18 protein-coding genes and 1 pseudogene are annotated in these 18481 nt (G+C 26.9%); 18 read left to right on the forward strand and 1 reads right to left on the reverse strand.

The features are described 5' to 3' along the window. Positions 1-539 precede the first annotated feature (539 nt). The 18 genes from CIW83_RS05450 (at position 540) to CIW83_RS05530 (ending at position 17245) form a co-directional block, all read left to right on the forward strand. Complete coding sequence (locus CIW83_RS05450; RefSeq protein ID WP_158220025.1) at positions 540-1142, forward strand: transposase; 603 nt, start codon at positions 540-542, stop codon at positions 1140-1142. A 1230-nt stretch (positions 1143-2372) separates the two neighbouring features. Further along, on the forward strand, positions 2373-2684 hold the full coding sequence (locus CIW83_RS05455; RefSeq protein ID WP_094899856.1) for a hypothetical protein: 312 nt from the start codon (positions 2373-2375) through the stop codon (positions 2682-2684). A 1116-nt stretch (positions 2685-3800) separates the two neighbouring features. Continuing rightward, entirely contained in the window at positions 3801-3971 is a 171-nt protein-coding gene (locus CIW83_RS24790) for an IS3 family transposase (RefSeq protein ID WP_369819361.1), read from the forward strand. Between the two features lie 226 nt (positions 3972-4197). Then, positions 4198-5775, forward strand: a complete 1578-nt coding sequence (locus CIW83_RS05460; protein ID WP_094899857.1) for a hypothetical protein — start codon at positions 4198-4200, stop codon at positions 5773-5775. Between the two features lie 27 nt (positions 5776-5802). Further along, entirely contained in the window at positions 5803-6570 is a 768-nt protein-coding gene (locus CIW83_RS05465; protein WP_094899858.1) for a nucleotidyltransferase family protein, read from the forward strand. Positions 6571-6605: 35 nt separating this feature from the next. Beyond that, on the forward strand, positions 6606-6896 hold the full coding sequence (locus CIW83_RS05470) for a hypothetical protein (protein ID WP_369819362.1): 291 nt from the start codon (positions 6606-6608) through the stop codon (positions 6894-6896). Between the two features lie 22 nt (positions 6897-6918). Further along, the gene (locus CIW83_RS05475) at positions 6919-8178 is read left to right on the forward strand and encodes a diaminopimelate decarboxylase (protein ID WP_158220027.1); all 1260 of its coding nucleotides are present in this window, start codon (positions 6919-6921) and stop codon (positions 8176-8178) included. 14 nt (positions 8179-8192) lie between these two features. Further along, a complete protein-coding gene (locus tag CIW83_RS05480) occupies positions 8193-8438 on the forward strand; it encodes a phosphopantetheine-binding protein (RefSeq protein WP_094899861.1) in 246 nt (81 codons plus the stop codon). Position 8439: 1 nt separating this feature from the next. After that, positions 8440-9753 carry an ATP-grasp domain-containing protein gene (locus CIW83_RS05485; RefSeq protein WP_094899862.1) on the forward strand — a complete coding sequence of 438 codons (1314 nt, stop codon included), beginning with the start codon at positions 8440-8442 and terminating at the stop codon, positions 9751-9753. Positions 9754-9762: 9 nt separating this feature from the next. Beyond that, complete coding sequence (locus CIW83_RS05490; RefSeq protein ID WP_158220028.1) at positions 9763-10791, forward strand: adenylosuccinate synthetase; 1029 nt, start codon at positions 9763-9765, stop codon at positions 10789-10791. Further along, on the forward strand, positions 10784-11314 hold the full coding sequence (locus CIW83_RS05495; RefSeq protein WP_094899864.1) for a hypothetical protein: 531 nt from the start codon (positions 10784-10786) through the stop codon (positions 11312-11314). Before CIW83_RS05490 ends, CIW83_RS05495 begins: the two co-directional genes overlap by 8 nt. A 7-nt stretch (positions 11315-11321) precedes the next feature. Beyond that, positions 11322-11888: an AAA family ATPase gene (locus CIW83_RS05500; protein ID WP_094899865.1), complete on the forward strand. Its 567-nt coding sequence runs from the start codon at positions 11322-11324 to the stop codon at positions 11886-11888. Further along, positions 11878-12540: a hypothetical protein gene (locus CIW83_RS05505; protein ID WP_094899866.1), complete on the forward strand. Its 663-nt coding sequence runs from the start codon at positions 11878-11880 to the stop codon at positions 12538-12540. The genes CIW83_RS05500 and CIW83_RS05505 overlap by 11 nt, the downstream gene beginning before the upstream one ends. Positions 12541-12583: 43 nt before the next feature. Then, positions 12584-13414, forward strand: coding sequence for a methyltransferase domain-containing protein (locus tag CIW83_RS05510; protein ID WP_094899867.1), 831 nt, complete (start codon positions 12584-12586; stop codon positions 13412-13414). Further along, complete coding sequence (locus CIW83_RS05515; RefSeq protein ID WP_094899868.1) at positions 13407-14390, forward strand: hypothetical protein; 984 nt, start codon at positions 13407-13409, stop codon at positions 14388-14390. The genes CIW83_RS05510 and CIW83_RS05515 overlap by 8 nt, the downstream gene beginning before the upstream one ends. Before the next feature lie 12 nt (positions 14391-14402). Further along, positions 14403-15386: an ATP-binding cassette domain-containing protein gene (locus tag CIW83_RS05520; protein ID WP_094899869.1), complete on the forward strand. Its 984-nt coding sequence runs from the start codon at positions 14403-14405 to the stop codon at positions 15384-15386. After that, on the forward strand, positions 15379-16092 hold the full coding sequence (locus CIW83_RS05525; RefSeq protein ID WP_094899870.1) for an ABC-2 family transporter protein: 714 nt from the start codon (positions 15379-15381) through the stop codon (positions 16090-16092). Before CIW83_RS05520 ends, CIW83_RS05525 begins: the two co-directional genes overlap by 8 nt. Positions 16093-16444: 352 nt before the next feature. Continuing rightward, positions 16445-17245 (forward strand): ABC transporter permease, encoded by an 801-nt coding sequence (locus CIW83_RS05530; protein ID WP_158220029.1) that lies wholly within the window; start codon positions 16445-16447, stop codon positions 17243-17245. 181 nt (positions 17246-17426) lie between these two features. Here CIW83_RS05530 and CIW83_RS05535 read toward each other — a convergent pair. After that, positions 17427-18392, reverse strand: a pseudogene (locus CIW83_RS05535) (DDE-type integrase/transposase/recombinase). Positions 18393-18481: the final 89 nt, after the last annotated feature.

An 18481-nucleotide genomic window follows, 5' to 3' on the forward strand; every position in this document is an offset into this window, starting at 1 on the left:
CACTTCAAGACCAAATAGACTTAGCCTCTTTTTTTGTACCTAAAAACAGAAAGAAAGGTGACCTACGGACAGTAAAAAGAGCAAATTATCCATTAGATACAATAATATAAAACTAGTATAAACTCACCAATAAAAAAGTATAGAAAAAAGATAGCCAAGCTCTAAAATAAAGTTTATGACAAAAACTTATTCATAGGAGGCTTAACTATTTTAAATAATCAAGAATATATTACCTCAAGATTAGAAAAAAGTCCACATGAAATATTACGTATATCAGATAAAAGGTTGAAAAATCTAGTGGCAATCATTATAGGAATATTTTTAACTAGATCAATAATAATCTCAGAAATATCACAAAAATTAAAAGACAATTATACTAATGCAATAGAACAAAGTAAAATAAAAAGAATATACAGATTCTTTTCAACATCAACAATAAAATTAGATTATCTATACTCTGTTTTATTCAAGAAATAATAAAAAAATATGTAAAAAGAAGTAATTCTAATAAAATAGTAATAATCTTTGACCATATAATCGTGGATGATAGATTTTTAATATTACAATTTTATTTGAAATTAGGAAAAAGAACAATACCCCTATGGTATAAAATATTTAATTATAAAGAAAAAGGAAATAAAAGCTTTGAACATGTAAAACAAGGAATATCTGAACTTAATGAGATCTTTACTCCATATGATTATGAAATTTTGTTACTGGCAGACAGAGGATTTAAGAGTATAGATTTATTTAGATATATAGATGATTTTGGTTGGAAATATTGTATAAGATGCACTAATGATATGATTGTTAAGATTGAAGATAATCAAAAGGTAAGATATCCCAAAGATATAAATCCAATTAAAAATAGAGTAAAAAAATTTAATGATATCTTATTAAGTGAAAAAGAATATAAATGCAATTTAGCAGTATGTAGAGGTATAGAGTCAGAGGATATATGGTATTTAGCTAATAATATGAATAGTAAAATTGCTGTAACTGAATATAAAAAAAGATTTGATATAGAAGAGATGTTTAGAGATTTAAGCCTAATGGATTTAACATGGAAGATACTTGGACAGAAAGTATTAAATACTTTGAAAATCTATATCTATGTTTATGTACAGCTCATACTTGGATGATAATATTAGGAGCAGATTGTTCTAAAAACAAGAAAAGTAAAATAATAGGAGCAACAAAAAAGATTAAAAATAAAATGACTAGAATATATAGCTTATTTAGTAGTGGAATAATTTGGTTTAATAGGTGTTATAATTCAAACAGAAAAAAATACAATTTAAAGTTTAATTCTGTCCTTTATGATATTTAGTATAAATAAAAAGTAAATATATGGATTCAAGTCATGTAGGACAAATATGACCATTTTAATTTCCATAAAAATGATATATATACTTATGATTATATGGATAATACTGAATATATTGTCTGTGTAAATATAAGGTAATATATACATTTTATTTCTTATTATCATACTTTAAGCATTTTACTGTCCAGAGGTCAGGGTAAAGGATAGGGAACATAAGGGTGAATTAAGTAGATATAAGTAAGAGAGTTTATTGAATTGAATGAAGAATTGAATAGGAGAAGTTGAAATGGAAGCTAGAAGGTAAAGTTACAATTCTTAATTGTGACTTTTCTAACAGATAAAATGGTGAAAAATGTAGAGAAATGTCGGAAAATTCTTAATTTAATTTCTGGATTATATTTTATATGAATGATATAATTTGGGTAGACATAGATTTTGGTATCTAAAATAAGAATTTGAATGTTCTTTCTAGGTATTAAAGAAATAGAAGAGGAATAGAATTTTACTTTTGTATAATTATTTGACTATTTTTTTAGTATTCATAATAATGCGATTTGGAGGACACCGAGGAAGAGTGATTAGTGATTAGTGATTAAGATTGCGTGACGACAGTAAAGCTGATTATCGGTATCAGATTAAAGCCAGCCTGAAAATAGCTTAGTATCAGTGAACAAACATATCAAAGATGGACTAAAGAGAGAAATAAAATAACAGAGGAAAGGCATTCAAAGATAATAGAAGCAATTAGCAACCTTAAATTTGCTGATTTACTGTCATCATAGATGGTTCCTAAGTTAGTAGATGAAGGAAAATAATTAGCATCAGAATTAACAATTCTTCGAATATCAAAAGAGCTAATAATGAAAATTCATCGTATTAATACTAAGGAGCTAGTAAAGAGAGAACTTAATTCCATGCAACAATAGCTCTAGGCCATGTGAGGATTTTGGGGTATCGCTTGGTTAAATGCACTTGCTAGGGGGCAAGATTACAATATTTATTTAAATATAGATATATTTAGTAGACTAATAGTTATCTATAAAGTATGAGAAACAGAAAATCCGAATGCATAGAGAAATTAATAAGGAAAACAACATTATCTGAAGTAATGACAGTTAGACCCTTAGTGTTACATTCAGATAATGGTAGTCCTATGGAAGCAACAATATTAGAAAAATTAGGAGTACAAAGTTCTTTCTCAAAACCAAGAGTAAGTAATGACAATCTATATTTAGAATCATTATTTAAAATACAGATCTTTGATAAGATGCTAAGAATTAATTCAACTATGCAGATGAGTACAATTATACCGGTCCACAAAACCTTGCCCCCACATTCTAGCTTCTCTTATGCTTGAGAAACTATCGTTTGGAAAGACATTATGGACTAGATATAGAGATAATAGGAAATTGTATAAAAACTATCAAGAAGCAAGAGAAAAACATCTAGAAGGATAGACTAGAAACACAAAAAATTATTCATTACCAACATATGTAATATTTAGCCCGATGTAAGGAAGAAGAAGTCAAAGAAATAATTGAACAGAAAAAAGCTAAAATTAATACTATCTAGAGATTTAGTGTAGCCGTACTATTATTGTGGAGGGGCCTATATAGTAGCTTATGAGGAAGATTGTACCATTAGGTATACTGATATTGGATAGGCTACAATAAACTAGACAACCTAAATTAAGGTCATGTGAGCTAATATCAATATTAAAAGGAGAATCGTTTATATAATAAAGAGAGCAAGAAAAACCTGTATTGAGGAGTTCAAAGAACTATATGAAAGGGGTAAGTTAAAAAAAGATATTATGGATGAATGAGACTTAACACCTACTGTTTTTAATAGTTGGATTTAAAAAAGCTAAATTACTGGATCATTTAAGGAAAAAGACAATCGTTCCTCAGAAGAAAATGAGCTAATTGGGCTAAGAAAAGAAAACTGCAGTTAAAGATGGAGAATGATATTTTAAAGCAAGTAGTATTGATATTAAGACGAAAAAAAGTAATATTCATAAATACAATATATAGGCAATGTAAAAAGTCCTATAAGTCAATAAAGTCCTTATTACTATCGATCAGAAGTACAGATGAAATAACAACAAAGATAATAGAAATATTTAAATCACGTAGAAATAATTATTAAACTTAAAAAAGCAAGGTTGAGTTTAAGAAAGCAGGCTATATAGTATCTAAAAAAATTAATATAGATAGGATTTATACGGCTGTAGCTAGTGATTTGACATATGTAAGAGTTAATAAAAGAGGAACTATGTATATTTATTAGTCGAACTATTTAATAGAGAAATAATAGGTTATAATGTTGGTTCTAATAAAGATACAGCCCCCGTTTATAAAGCGTTTTCAAGAGCTAATATCAGACTAGATGATATTACCCTATTTCATACTGATAAAGGTAACGAATTAAAAAACAAAATAATAGATAGAGTTCTAGATACATTCAAAATCAAGTGTTCTTTAAGCATGAGGGTTGGCCTTATGACAATGTTATAGCTGAAGTTACATTCAAAATGCTTAAAACTGAATTCACTAATAACTATCATTTTGAAAGTTTGGAGCAATTAGAATATATGTTAATTTGTTTAATAATATCAGGATTCATTTTACAGTGGGATATTTAAGCCGTAAAGAATATAAATTATATAACCTTAAAAAAACTGCCTAAAAAATGTTAACAATCCGTATTGTAAATATCATGCTTTTGCTAAGAACTAAGGCAGATATTGAAAACAACAATAAATAAAGTGATAAAATTATTTTAAAAACATTAAATCATAGATTACGAAAATAAATTGAATATTTACATATTATGCATAATTAAATTATTATGTAATGGAGGAAATTGTTATGATGTTGAGTGATATATCAATTGAACAAATAGATGGCTTTTCATGCATTGATGCAGTTATTTCTGGTGTGTCAAAATGGATTGATACTGATTATTTATTAATGTTTGGGGACTCATGGGGATTTCAATATTCTAGAGAGTTTAATAATGATGGAAGACTATCAGGATTATCACATAATTCTTATAGAAAACTTGAACTATTAAGAATTTATTGTGGAATAGATATAATAGAAAAAGATATAAGTAATATATATAAAGTAATAGATATTATTAAGAGTGAGCTTAGTAATAATAGACCAGTAATACTTATGATTAATACGTTTTGGTGTCCATGGGATATTATAAATTACCAAAAAAATAATATAAATCATTGGTTACTTGCAGTAGACTTTGATTCTGATACAAATAAGATTAAATGCATTGACTCAGAAAAAGCTAAGGCGGGTATGTGGCTAGACTCAAGTCATTTTAATAAAGGAATAATTAAATACTATCTAATTAAGCACGATTTGCCTGTTAAAAAAATTAACATAAATGATATCTTAAAAAATGCATTTTTACGATTGGAAGATGAAAGTATAGGAATAAATAGATTTAATGAAATGATATATTTTAGCGAAGATATAATAAATATTTTTGATATTGTAAAAGAGACCGAAAAATTTACTGATCGACCGGATGCTTCGCCTTTCTTTAGGGAATTATATGAAATTGCTTCTGGAAGAAATAAGTTTGCAATGCTATTAGAATCTTATGATATGGACAATATACCTGAGATAACCCTAATAATTAGAAAGTTAAAGGAATTAAATAATATGTGGATGGCAGTATTCGGGATGTTATTAAAAGCCTACTATATTAAAGAGAAAGGTTTAATGTATAAAAAGATTTCAGATAAAATATTATTTATATCTGAAGAAGAACAGAAGTTAGCTTTTTTTATTAAGGATTATTTGGATAGAGGTAAAAGTGATAGAATACTTAAGGACCTGAATGAATATATAAACTATAATAAAGTAATAAAAGAACATATAATAATTGATTTATATGAGCATTTTGACAATAAGGGTTTAGGTTTAAAAGAAAAAATATATGATTTTGCAGAACTTTCAAATCCTAAGAGGATAATGGTTATTGACGAGGTCAAAGATGTTGATGTAATTAATATATCTAACATGAAATTCAAATTTTCTTATGTTCATAGGAAGAAAGATAATATAATTTGTAAAGGGCAGAAAATCGCAATAGATAATATAAAGGCAAACTATATAATGTTTCTTAGCTGCTCTGAATATGGTAACTATAATGAAGAAATTAAAGTTTATTTTAGTAATGGAAAGAGTGAAGATATAAAATTTGTTGTATCTTCGTGGGGGAATAAATTATCTAAGTATGATGAAGTAAAAGCTTTAGATGGAAAGTTAGGGCAACAGATAAATGGTAAATGGGAGATATTAGATAATAGGACTTCATTATTTGCAAAATGTTATAAATTAAAAACAAACGGAAATGTATGTTGTATTGAGCTGCCCAATTGTTTAAATATACATATATTTGCTATTACATTAGCTAATTAACAAAAAAATTAGATAGAGGTGGTTATAATGTTCAGTGATCTTTCAAACGAGCAGAATCTTGTAATATTATTAAGTAGATTAACCTTTTTCGAAGAAAATTTGATTGAAATTGAGAAGATTATCAAGGAAAATTTAAACTGGTATGATATTTTTAATATGTCAACTAAAAATAAAGTTTTAAATTTAATTTATTATAATTTAAAACGGTTTAATTATGATAAATTTATATCGCCTAATCTTGAACGAATATTAATATTTAACTATTTAGGTACACAAAATAGAAATACTATATTGTTAAAAGAGCTAAATAATATAATGAACGTCATGAAAATAAATAAAGTTCCTTGTATACCACTTAAGGGTGCTAATTTAATACCTAATATTTATAAGGATCTGGGCATTAGAAATATGAATGATTTAGATTTTATGATTAATAAAGAAAATGCAGATACCATTAGCCAAATATTGTTCTCATTGGGTTATGATCAAGGAGAGTATGATAGTGAGGTAAATATTATTAAACCTGTATCTAGAGAAAAAAAGATTCTGTGGGCTATGAATATGAATAATCTTTTACCATTTATAAAAAAAGTTGACGACAAGTTTGTATCATTTATAGAGTTAGATTTTTGTTTTAGTTTAGATTTAAACTTAGATATTAATCCAGTTAGTACCATGCTTCAAAGGGCTCAAGAATATAAAGAACTAGAAACATGTGATTTTTTATTCAGCTATGTAGCCATTTATATAAAGAAGCAACAAATAGTATGTGGATTATTATTGAAAAAGATCTAAATCTCATTAAGTTTTGTGATATAAGAGAATTTATATTGCAAAGGATGGATAGTGATAAACTAAAATATGCTATATCAATTGCTAAAGGATATAATTGTGCCGAAGCCGTATATTATGTTTTATACTATTTGGATAAAATCTATCACGATGGTTATGAGGAAGAAGCTTTAAATGAACTAGCTATCAACGATAATTCATTTATTTTTAAATATGGAGAAAAGGATTTTGGAAGAGCGATAAAATGGAAAAAAGCATTTTTTCAACGGTTATTTTCATTAAATAATAAAGATGAATTAGAATCTATACCTAATTATCTTAAAATTTAATATATAACAGGAGGTGAGTATTGTGCTGATCAATGAAACAATAATTACTAACATTATAAAAGATTATGGAACTCCTATATATATTTATAGCCTAAATATAATAGAACAACAGCTGGATAAGTTAAGAGATAATTTACCTGAGTACTTTAACATATTCTACTCAATGAAAGCAAATCCTAATATCGGGATATTAGCCAATTTGAAGAAAAGCGTTAATGGAATTGAAGTTGCATCCTTAGGTGAATTATATACAGCTATGAAAAGCGGCTACACCAGCAAAGAAATAATATTTGTAGGTCCTGGGAAGACACATTACGAATTAGAATATGCTATTAAGGAAAATATTTTATCGATAGTTGCAGAATCTCTAGAAGAAATTTTTATAATAAATAAAATCTGTGAAAAATACAATACTGTGATGAGTATTTCAATTAGAATAAATCCGAAAGCTAAAATGAATGATGCTAGAATTAAGATGGGAGGAGGAGCGAAACAATTTGGTATAGATGAAGAACTTATAGATTTTGTGATTAAAGAATCTTTTAAATGTAAAAATATAAAGATTAATGGAATCCATTTTTATTTAGGTACACAGGTTTTAAATTCTACAACTCTAATAAATAATTTTGAAAATTCATTTAAGATTTTAGACAACTTAGAAAATAATTACAAGTTAAATATTTCATTGGTAGACTTTGGTGGGGGATTTGGAATACCGTACTTTGATGGAGAATATGAGTTGGATTTAAGCAATGTCAAAGAATCATTAAACTTATTTATCAAAAAATATATACGAGATGAAAATATCAAGAATTATAAGTTTATAGTAGAGAGTGGTAGATTCATATTAGCTAATAGTGGTTTATATGTAACAGAAGTTTTATATAAAAAAAAATCAAGAGGAAAAACATTTATTGTTGTTAATGGAGGATCAAATCATCATTCTGCTTCAGCTGGGATAGGTAGATTTCTTAGAAATAACTTCCCTATTGAAGTTTTAAATAAGGAAAATGAAAATAGAAAAGAAATAGTTGATATTGTAGGTCCGCTATGTACTCCAACGGATGTTTTGGGTCAAAATATAGAATTACCGCATATTAATATAAATGACAAAATAGTAATTTTAAATTCAGGTGCGTACGGTTTGACATCCAGCTTTTACGGTTTAATAAGTCATGGGAAGCCAGCAGAAATATTAGTATATAATAATAAATATTATCAAATTAGGAAAAGAGATAGTTTGGATGATATTTTCCAAAATCAAATTAAAGTATTAGTATAAAAAAGGGGGGGGAAATGATAAATAATATGGAGAATAAACTAAGAAAAATTATAGATGAAAACATAGAGCTAACAGTACCCATTGAAGAAATTAAATTAGATGATAACTTATTAAATGTAGGTATGGATTCACTAAACACAATTAGAGTTATAATAAATATTGAAGAACAGTTTAACCTTGAGTTTTCAGATGATGACTTAATAGTTGATAATTTTAGAACTATTAGGAAACTAATGGATTATTTGATAGAAAGGATCTAAAATGAAAGAATTAACCTTATCTGATATAAACGATTTTTCAGAAAAAAATATAAAAATTTGGTGGATGAATGTAGGTGCTGAAGATTTATGGAGGGATAAGGGAACTTATTTCCCAAATTTTAAAAGTAATGATTACATAGCTAATTCAATTGAACAATTATGTTTGTTGTTGGCAGATGAGAATGATATTGTAATTTTAAGAGATATGCCATCAGATATAATATTTCAAAATTTATTTAATCTAGGAAAAAAAACTCCACAAATAAGAATAGTGAAGAACTCCAATAAGTCCGAATCAATTTCTAAATTGATAATTCAAGATAAAGATATAATTAATGAAATAATAGAACTGAAATTGAATTGTAAAGATTTTAATGTAGTGTTAATACCTTATGCGGTAACAAAATATGAAGAAGAGATATCAAGGATTACAAATTGTGAATTATTTGGGGCTAACTATAATACGACTTCCTATGTTAATAGTAAGATTAATTCAAGATTAATAGCTGAAAGTTTAGACCTACCAGTATCAGAGGGAGTTATTTGCTCAGATATAGAGGAACTTGAGAATTATTATGATAAATTTAACGGTTCTCAAAAAATAGTTATAAAAGATGAATACAATGCCTCTGGAAAAGGTTTGTATTTGATTAACAATAAAAAAGAATTACAGTCTTTTGTTAATTTTATTAAAAGGAAGTTAGACACAAAGTCAGTTAATTTTTTAGTAGAAAAATGGTATAAGAAACAATATGATATTAATTACCAAATAGTAATAAGTAAAACGGGAGATATCTTTTACATTCCACCAAAGCGGCAAGTTTTGAATAACAATATTTATATAGGAAGTCAACTATATAATAGGGACTCTGATTTAAATAAATCACAAAGGAATCTTTATAAAAATTATGCTAAAATAATTGGTGAAAAATTAAAAGAGTTAGATTATAAAGGCGTTGCAAGTATTGATTCAATCATAACATTAGAAGGTGAAATTATTCCTGTACTAGAGATTAATGGAAGGTTCTCTTTATCTACATATATCTCTTTATTACCTTTTTTATTGGGAGAAGACAAGCTTATATTTTCTTGTTATTATAATATAAAATATGATATTACTTTAGAATATATTTGGGATTTTATGTCAGAAATAAATTATACTAAAGAAAAAGGTAAGGGAATAGTTATTTACTCCTATATGAGGGGAAGAAATGATATAAATCTGGGAAGAATTTTTGCTTTAATAATTTCAGATTCATTTGAGGAACAAGAATATTATAGAAATATTTTTGAAAATATAATTAATATAAAGTGAGGTATGTATATGGTTACAATTATTTTAGGAGGACAAATCGGAAGTGAAGGAAAGGGCAAAGTGTCGGCATATTTATCTTTTGAGCACGAAATGAGTATAAGATCTGGCGGCCCAAATTCTGGTCATACTGTTAATTATAAAAATAGCAGCAATGTAATGCAATTAATTCCGTGTTCATTTGTAAATCCTAATTGTTTGTTGGCTATGTCAGCAGGATCGCTGATTATTCCTAAATTAATTCTTAAAGAAATAACTGAACTTAATATAGCTGAAAATAGGATATTAATTGATAATAATGCTGGTATTATTGAAGAAAGACATATAGCGGCTGAAAAAGATATGTTAAAACATCTACTATCAACAGGCAAGGGAGTTGGGTTTGCACATGCAGATAAAGCATTAAGAAAGAGCGACTTTAGATTAGCAAAAGACGTTCCGGAACTTCAGAAATATTTAGCTACCGTCGAAGAAATTGCAAATAATTTTATTGATAATGGAAAAAGAGTTATGATAGAAGGAACTCAAGGTTTTGATTTAAGCGTACACCATGGACATTATCCATATGTCACAAGCCGAGATACGACTGCAGGTTCTTTTATTGGAGAAGTAGGTATTAGCCCTAGAAAAGTTTCGAACATTGTGATGGTTTTAAGGGCATATCCTATTAGAGCATCAAATGGACCACTATATAATGAAACTACATGGGATAATGTAACAAAATCTTCTGGAGCATTAAGGGAAATTAAAGAAGTTACTTCTGTTACTAAAAGGTTACGCAGAGTTGGGTTATTCGACGAGGAATTGGTGGAAAAATCTATAAGAATAAATAGACCTACACAGATTGCATTAAATTTTGTTGATTACCTAAACTCAAATGATTATAAAATAAATAATTACAGTATACTTTCAGATACGAGTAAAAAATTTATAGATAAAATAGAGAATTTATATAATGTACCTGTGACATTAATCGGTACAGGTCCTAATGTGGAAGATATTATAGATTTACGTTCAGAAAAGGGGGTTTTACATGGATAAATATTTATTAGCGACAGAGTATTACGTACATGCTGGCGAACAAAATTCAGACAGAGTTTTAGATACCGTCTCAAATTATTTGAAAAATAACCATATTCATATTGATCATATAGTGATTTCAAGTACAACAGGATTTACAGCATATAAGGCCATTGAATCATTATTAAAATTTAGTAGGAATATTATTATATGCAAGCAAGATTTAAATGAGAAATATTCTATGAATAAGAATGTTATGGATGAAATATGTAGATATGCAACTATTGTAGATATTCCCAAGCAATTTTTAAAAAATAAAATTGGTTCCAAAACAGTGAACATTTTACGTCAGTTTTCAGAAGGTACAAAGGTCTGTATAGAACTAGCACTTTACTTAATAGATAATAGCTATGTGAACTCCAACGAAAAAATATTGGTGGTAGCAGGTACGTTGAAGGGGGCTGATACATCTCTGACGTTGTTTGTAAATCCTGATAAAAGCTTTAAGGTGATGAATTTTTTGGCATTCCCTGAAGGTAGGTGATGATTTAATGAGTAACTTCTATATATTTGGCTTAACTGGTCTGATGGGTAGTGGTAAAAGCTCACTAACTGATTTCTTTATCAATGATGCAGGATATAAAGTCATAAAATTAGGAGAATATTTGAGAAGTAATATGAAAGTTGAAGAAGAAACGGATACTATTAATTATTTACATAATGAAGCATTGAAAATAAAAAATAATAAGAAAATAAAATCGCTTGGTCAATATTATATAAAAGAGATAGAAATATGTAGAGAACTTAACCAAATATTAATTGTTGATAGTATTAGAACAGAGGAAGATTTGAAATTTTTTAATATGCTCAGTCCAAATTTTAAGTTAATTATGATATTGGCAAATCAAAGTATTAGAAGAAATAGAATATTAACAAGGCAGAGAAAAAATGATCCTAAAAATGACGAAGAGTTTATAAATCATGATAATTGGGAGATGAGATTTGGCATGAGCGTAATTTTACCAGTAGTAAATAAATTCATAATAAATGAAGGAGATATTCAGCATAGTATAGAGAAATTTGCAAGGTATATTGGAGAGGTAAAAAATGAAAAGTAAATTAATCGTGTTTGAAGGAGTGAGTGGTTCAGGCAAGACCTCAATTATAGATAGCTATTTGAAACACAGAGATAGTAAAGATAATATTATTACAAATTGGTTTTCACTAAATAGCATTAAGGAGATTTCAGGCAAAATTGACAATTATGTCACAATGAGTGCTGATTATTATAGCTTGATCTATGCTTTAGAGTTTTATGCAAGGCTTGAATTACAAATACTTCCGGAATTAAATAGAGATAATAATGTTATATCGCATAGATATATATATACTCCATTAAGCCATGATTCTGTAAGAGGAAGTTCAGAGAAACTATTAAATATGTTATATACTGAATCATTTATATTAAACCCAAATATAATATTTTTTATGGATACAAAACCTTTAACGGCATATGAGAGAATTATACATTATCGTATTCCGACTTTCTTTGAATGTGGATTAGATATAGAATACTCTAATCACTTAAATGAAGGATTAAAAAGATTTAAAAATGGTTTTTTTAATTCTGACGAGTTAAGAGAAAGATACTTATACTTTCAAAATCAAGTGTATACTAAGTATCAAAAGATACTTCCTAATGATACTATCTATATTGATGAAAACAAAACATTATCCGAGCAACTTAACTATATTATGAATTATTTATAGGAGATACACTTTATAAAGTGTTAACTAAGGGGGAAATTAGAAGATGAAGACAGGATCATATAATGCAAATTTATATAATGAAATTAGGGTGAAAAAAGAAATAAATAGATTAATTGAAGGGATAGAAAACGATAAAATCAACATGTATAATTGTCTTAGCTTAATGAATTTTGGTGATGGGGATAAAGTTTTGGACTTGGGTTGTGGGCCTGGTGGGACAACTAAAAAAATAGCCGAATTTAATAACAAAATAAAAGTGTATGGTGTTGACCGTGAACCAAGATATATCGCTTACGCTGATGGTAGCTCGGCTGGAAATCCTAATATTACTTTTCTAGAAAGTGATTGTTCAAATACTAAATTTGAAGATAATTATTTTGATGCATCATTTTCTAGATTTGTATTTCAACATCTTTATAAGCCAGAGCTTGCTATGCGTGAGTTAATTAGGGTAACAAAGAATGGTGGAAAAATTGGGATATATGAGTGGGATGAAGGCTTAACTTGTTTTAGCAAGGCACCGAAGCTATATAGTAAATATCTAAAAGCAGAAAATACACGTAGAAGATTTACTGATGGTGATTTATATTTTGGAAGAAAACTATATAGTATGTTCAGAAATTTTGGATTGGAAAATATTAAAGTAAAGCAATTATTTAATGATGTTATTTCGCCAGGAAGAGAAATTCTCAAAAAAGGACAATTATGGGGAGAAGAGCCAAATGAGAATCATACATATGTTAAGCTTGGGTTAATGACATTAGAAGAAATAAAACAATATTATGAAGAATTAGAGGAAATAATTGATAATGAAAATGAGTATGTAAGTTATGGAAGCTTTTTCGTTGTGGGTGAGGTAGTTAAGCATGAGTAATGTAAAAGAATATGTAGAGTATGCAGAAATTATTGATGTGATTTTACCATTTGATTTTAATTATCTTCTTAAGTACTATGTAATATACCCTTGGATTAATGAAAATAATAATCTAGTAAGAATTCTAGAAGATAATAATGGTGTAGTTTACAAAGTAACAATTTATAAATCGGATAAGATAGAAAATAAATTATTATTAAAAATTCAATCAAATAGTATTATTATGGAAGAAGATGTTCATTGGATAAAGAAAAAAATATCATGGTGCTTAGGATGCCAGGAAGATAATAATGAATTAAAAGATATTATTAAGAAGGATCCTATTTTAATTGCAGCTAATCAAGAGAAGTGGGGACGTAGAGACAAGAGCTCTCCGACTTTATTTGAGGGGATATTAAATGTGATTTGTGCACAAAATATACAATTTTCTAGAATATACGTAATGTCATACAATCTATCAAGAATGTTTGGTAAAGAGATCTTATTGCCAGAGGGTAAATATTATAGCTTTCCCAAAGAAAACAATATAAAAGATTTGCCAGTTGAAGATATTAAAAAGACAAAAGTAGGATATAGGTGTAAAACTATTAAAGAAAGCGCTATTTTTTTGGATGAAAATAAAATCACACTAGAGAGACTGAATGATTATACTAATAGTGAAATTTGTGAAATATTAGAACAAATAAAAGGTATCGGCAAATATACTTCTAATTTAATTTTAAATGTTGTTTTTAGACGATTTGACATAATACATATTGATTCTTTTGTTAGAACAATATTAAAAACATTTTATATAGAAACAAAGGATATGAATGATGAAGAGATATTTTCATTTTGTACTGATATGTGGGGAAAACATTCTGGCAAAATTATTAGCATCTTAACTACAGATACAGATGAGTGGGCTAAAGAACTTGGTGTTGAGATTAAATTAAAAAGCGGGGCTCATATTAAAAATAAACCTACTATATGTTAAAAGGAGAAGTTTATGATTCAAATTAAAAATTTAAATATTACTTATAAAATATATAAAAAAGAACCAGGACTTGTAAGTTCTATTAAGGGCATATTTAAAAGAAAATATGAATATGTAGAAGCTTTAAAATGTATTAACTTGAATATAGATAAAGGTGAAATCGTTGGTTTAATAGGGACTAATGGTGCAGGTAAGACAACACTATTAAAATCTATTTCTGGTTTATTATATCCTACAAGTGGTGAAATATTTGTAAATGGTTTTATTCCCAAAGAGAGAAAAAATGAATTCAAAAAAAAAATATCACTTGTTATGGGACAAAGAAGTCAGTTGATTTGGGATATAGCCCCTATAGAAACATTTATTTTAAATCGAGATATCTATGGAATAAATAATGACTATTTTAACAACAAATTAGATGAATTAACTAAAATTTTAGATGTAGGACATTGTTTACAAACTCCAGTAAGGCAGTTATCATTAGGTGAGAGGATGAAAATGGAACTTATTGCGGCTTTAATACATGACCCAAAGATTTTGTATTTAGATGAACCTACAATTGGACTAGATTTAAAGAGTCAAATGAGTTTAAGAAATTTTATAAAAGACTATGCAAGTAAAAATGAAGTAACTATCATTATAACAAGTCATTATATGGAGGATATTGTTTCTTTATGTGATCGGGTGGTAATGATTAATAGTGGTACGATATTATTTGATGGAAAGCTAAATGATTTATATTCTTTTAAATCTAATTATAAATATATATCTGTTGAAACAGAACAAGAAGTTATTGAAGAAATAACTGATAAGATAGCTTCATATGAGCTAATAGGAAACATTTATAAAATAAAAACAACTGAGGATAATGTGAACGATATAATAATTAAACTTATTGGAACAAATAAAATTAAGAATTTAGAAATAATAAATCAACCTATTGAAGAAATAATATTAGGTTTATTAGAAGAAGGAGATGCTAAAGTAAATGATTAAATATTTGACGTATTTCAAGTGCAATATATCTAAAAATCTGGTATTTAGATTTGATTTTTTTACAGAATATTTATCTCAATTTATTACAATTATAGTTAAGATTTTTTTATGGCAGGCCATTATATATAGTTCAGGCAACATACAAATGTCAACTATTATTACTTATTTTATAATAGCTTCTTTAGTTTCTCAAACAACAGATTTGAATATAAACTTATCTTATTGCATTAGAACTGGAGAATTATCAAATCATTTAATTAAACCTGTAAATATTTTCATAATGGAGTATATTAAAGCTTTATCAGATAAAATAATATCTTTCATTAAATTTATACCAATGTTTATTTTATTAATATTACTATTTAGAAATTTTTTTGCAATGCCTATTATTAGCGTTTATGGTGTTTTGTTTCTATTTATTGGCTTTACTATATCTTTTAGCATACAATTACTAATACATAATTTAGCTTTTTGGATGACTGAAGTATCAGCAATTAATTTTATTCTAACAACAGTTTTTACTGTTGTATCTGGAAATCTTATACCACTAGATTTATTACCAATAAATATAAAAAGTATATTTAATGTATTGCCATTTAAATTTTATATATATATACCAGTAAATGCATTTATGGGATCAATAGATGTTAGAAATGAATTAATGTTAGGAACTATATATATAATTTGTTTTTTTGATAATAAATAATATCGTATTTAATATAGGTGTTAAAAAATATACAGCAGTTGGTAGTTAGGGTGGGAAACAGGAGTTTAATTCATCCAATATTTAATATTGGAAGGTTTGATGATATCTTGTGAAATAAGAAGATTAAAGGTATCTTAAAATCTAAGGATTAGAATTATTGTAATCCAAATATATTTAGCTTAAAATAAGGGTCTGTGGTAATAGGAAAACATCTATTATCCTTCGTGAGCATTAATATATTGGACAACAAGTGAAGTATTTCTAAGCTTTTGTATAAATTTATGAGGCGATGCCGATATTAGCTTTCACTAATTTTCGGGCCTTGAACATAGAGAAAGGAATAATAGTTAAAATGAAAAGTTCATTAAAATATTATTTATTAATTTTAAAATCATTTATAAGAAATAATTTAATTATAAACATGGAATATCGATCTAATTTTGTAATCAGAGGAATCTTTAGTACTATATGGACATTAGTTCAAATAATATTTATTTCATTAATATTTTACAACACAAAATCTTTAAAAGGTTGGTCAAAATATGAAATGATGTTGCTATTTGGAGTTGATCAAATTATATTTGCTTTTTTCATAGCTTTCTCATATTCAAGCCTTAGTAGAGTAGATGATTTAATAGTAAAAGGAACGATGGATTATGTACTAATAAAGCCAGTAAATGAAAAGTTTTATTTATCATTAAATAAAATTGACATGTTTCAAATAACTCCAGTTATATTTGGTCTTGCTATTTCTATATATTCAATAATAAAGCTTAATATAACAATCAATATATATCAGTATATAATTGTTATTACATTAATAATCATTGGAGTTATAATACTACATTCAATTTATTTAATTTGTGTTTCTTTGTCATTTAGATATCTTAAGACGAACTTTGTTAGAAGTATAATTCTATCATTTATAGGTTGTATGATATATCCATTGGACATATATAATGGTTTATTTAAAATTATCATAATAATTTTTATACCTGTAGGAATCATTGTTGACTTCCCTGTAAGAATATTAGTTAAAGACTTGCCATTAGGTAAGTTACTATATCTTTTTTTCATTGCCTTAATATTTAGTTTTATAAGTAGTCAAATATGGAAAAAATCTATTAAATCATATATAAGTGCAAGTAGTTAAGAGTATATAAATAAAATATGAAAAAATAGCACGATGTTTCATACAATATCTTTAAATTATGATTGAAAGATTGTAAAAGCTCGCTTTGAAACTGTCAAGGGTAAAATGTACATGCTAATGCACGCTCTTAACAATTTCAAGCATGATTATTTAATAATATTTTGTGAAACTAAAGCAAAATTTAAGCAACAAGAAGATGTTTTTTTGCTAGATTTAATCTAGAAACTTGAACTAGTGTAAGTCCATTAGGAGTTTAATGAGGTCTAAACCATAAAATAAACATACTAACTAAGTTGTTTGCAGAGTAATATGAGCTAAAACTCTGTTTAACTTTGTATCAAGCTTTAAATTGATGATGAAAAAATCTAATTAGATTGTTGGAAATATCGCCTTTAAATCTTTCAACATAGATATGGTTAATGTTATTACCCAATATAGGATTAATGGACATTTTGTAAGAATTATAACGATCACTAACAATAGAATGTACAGTCCCTAATTCTCTAATAGAATTAAAGATAGTTAAAGCCTTTTGGAATCTCTATAAGGGGATAAAATAAGACCTAAAACAAAGTAAATTTCAGAAATAATAACAAACTAATTACATTTTTCTACCTGAAATCTTTACCACAATCTCATCAAGCTTTAAATTCATCATTAGTATAAGCTCTAAGGCAAGGTTATTAAATAAAGATGCAAATCTTTTACACTGGTTTTCTAATAATATAGTATGTGAGACTTTTACACTATTAATAGCCTTAAGAATTAAAGAAATATTTCTAAGGAATTCTTACTAGGATAAAATATAGAAAGAACAGTAATAATGTGTAAAGGATATCACATACGCTTAAAATCAATTTTATTAATAAGATTTGATATAGACGTTAGTTTAGCTACAAGTACAGAATGGTTATAGTTTTTATCACCACACCTAAAATTAGAATAATAATCACAACCGTGGTGAACAAAAGTTGCTTTATCATAAATATAGCAAAGATGGTAATTTTACATCTGCTTGACTAGTGGTCTATCGAGTATAAATTGTTGATTGCAGTTACGGTAGAAATATTTTGATATCCATCCTTATCTTTGCCAAAATGATGAATGAGTAGCTATTGTTGCACTTTAGATATTTAACTAGTACAATTTTTTACACAAGAACTTCATCTTTTCTGGAAAGTATGGCTATTTCAGCAGAAACATTGTACTATAGAGGGTTTGAAATACTCAATTTTA

This window comes from Tissierella sp. P1 (assembly GCF_002266425.1).
GTDB classification, from domain to species: domain Bacteria; phylum Bacillota; class Clostridia; order Tissierellales; family Tissierellaceae; genus Tissierella; species Tissierella carlieri.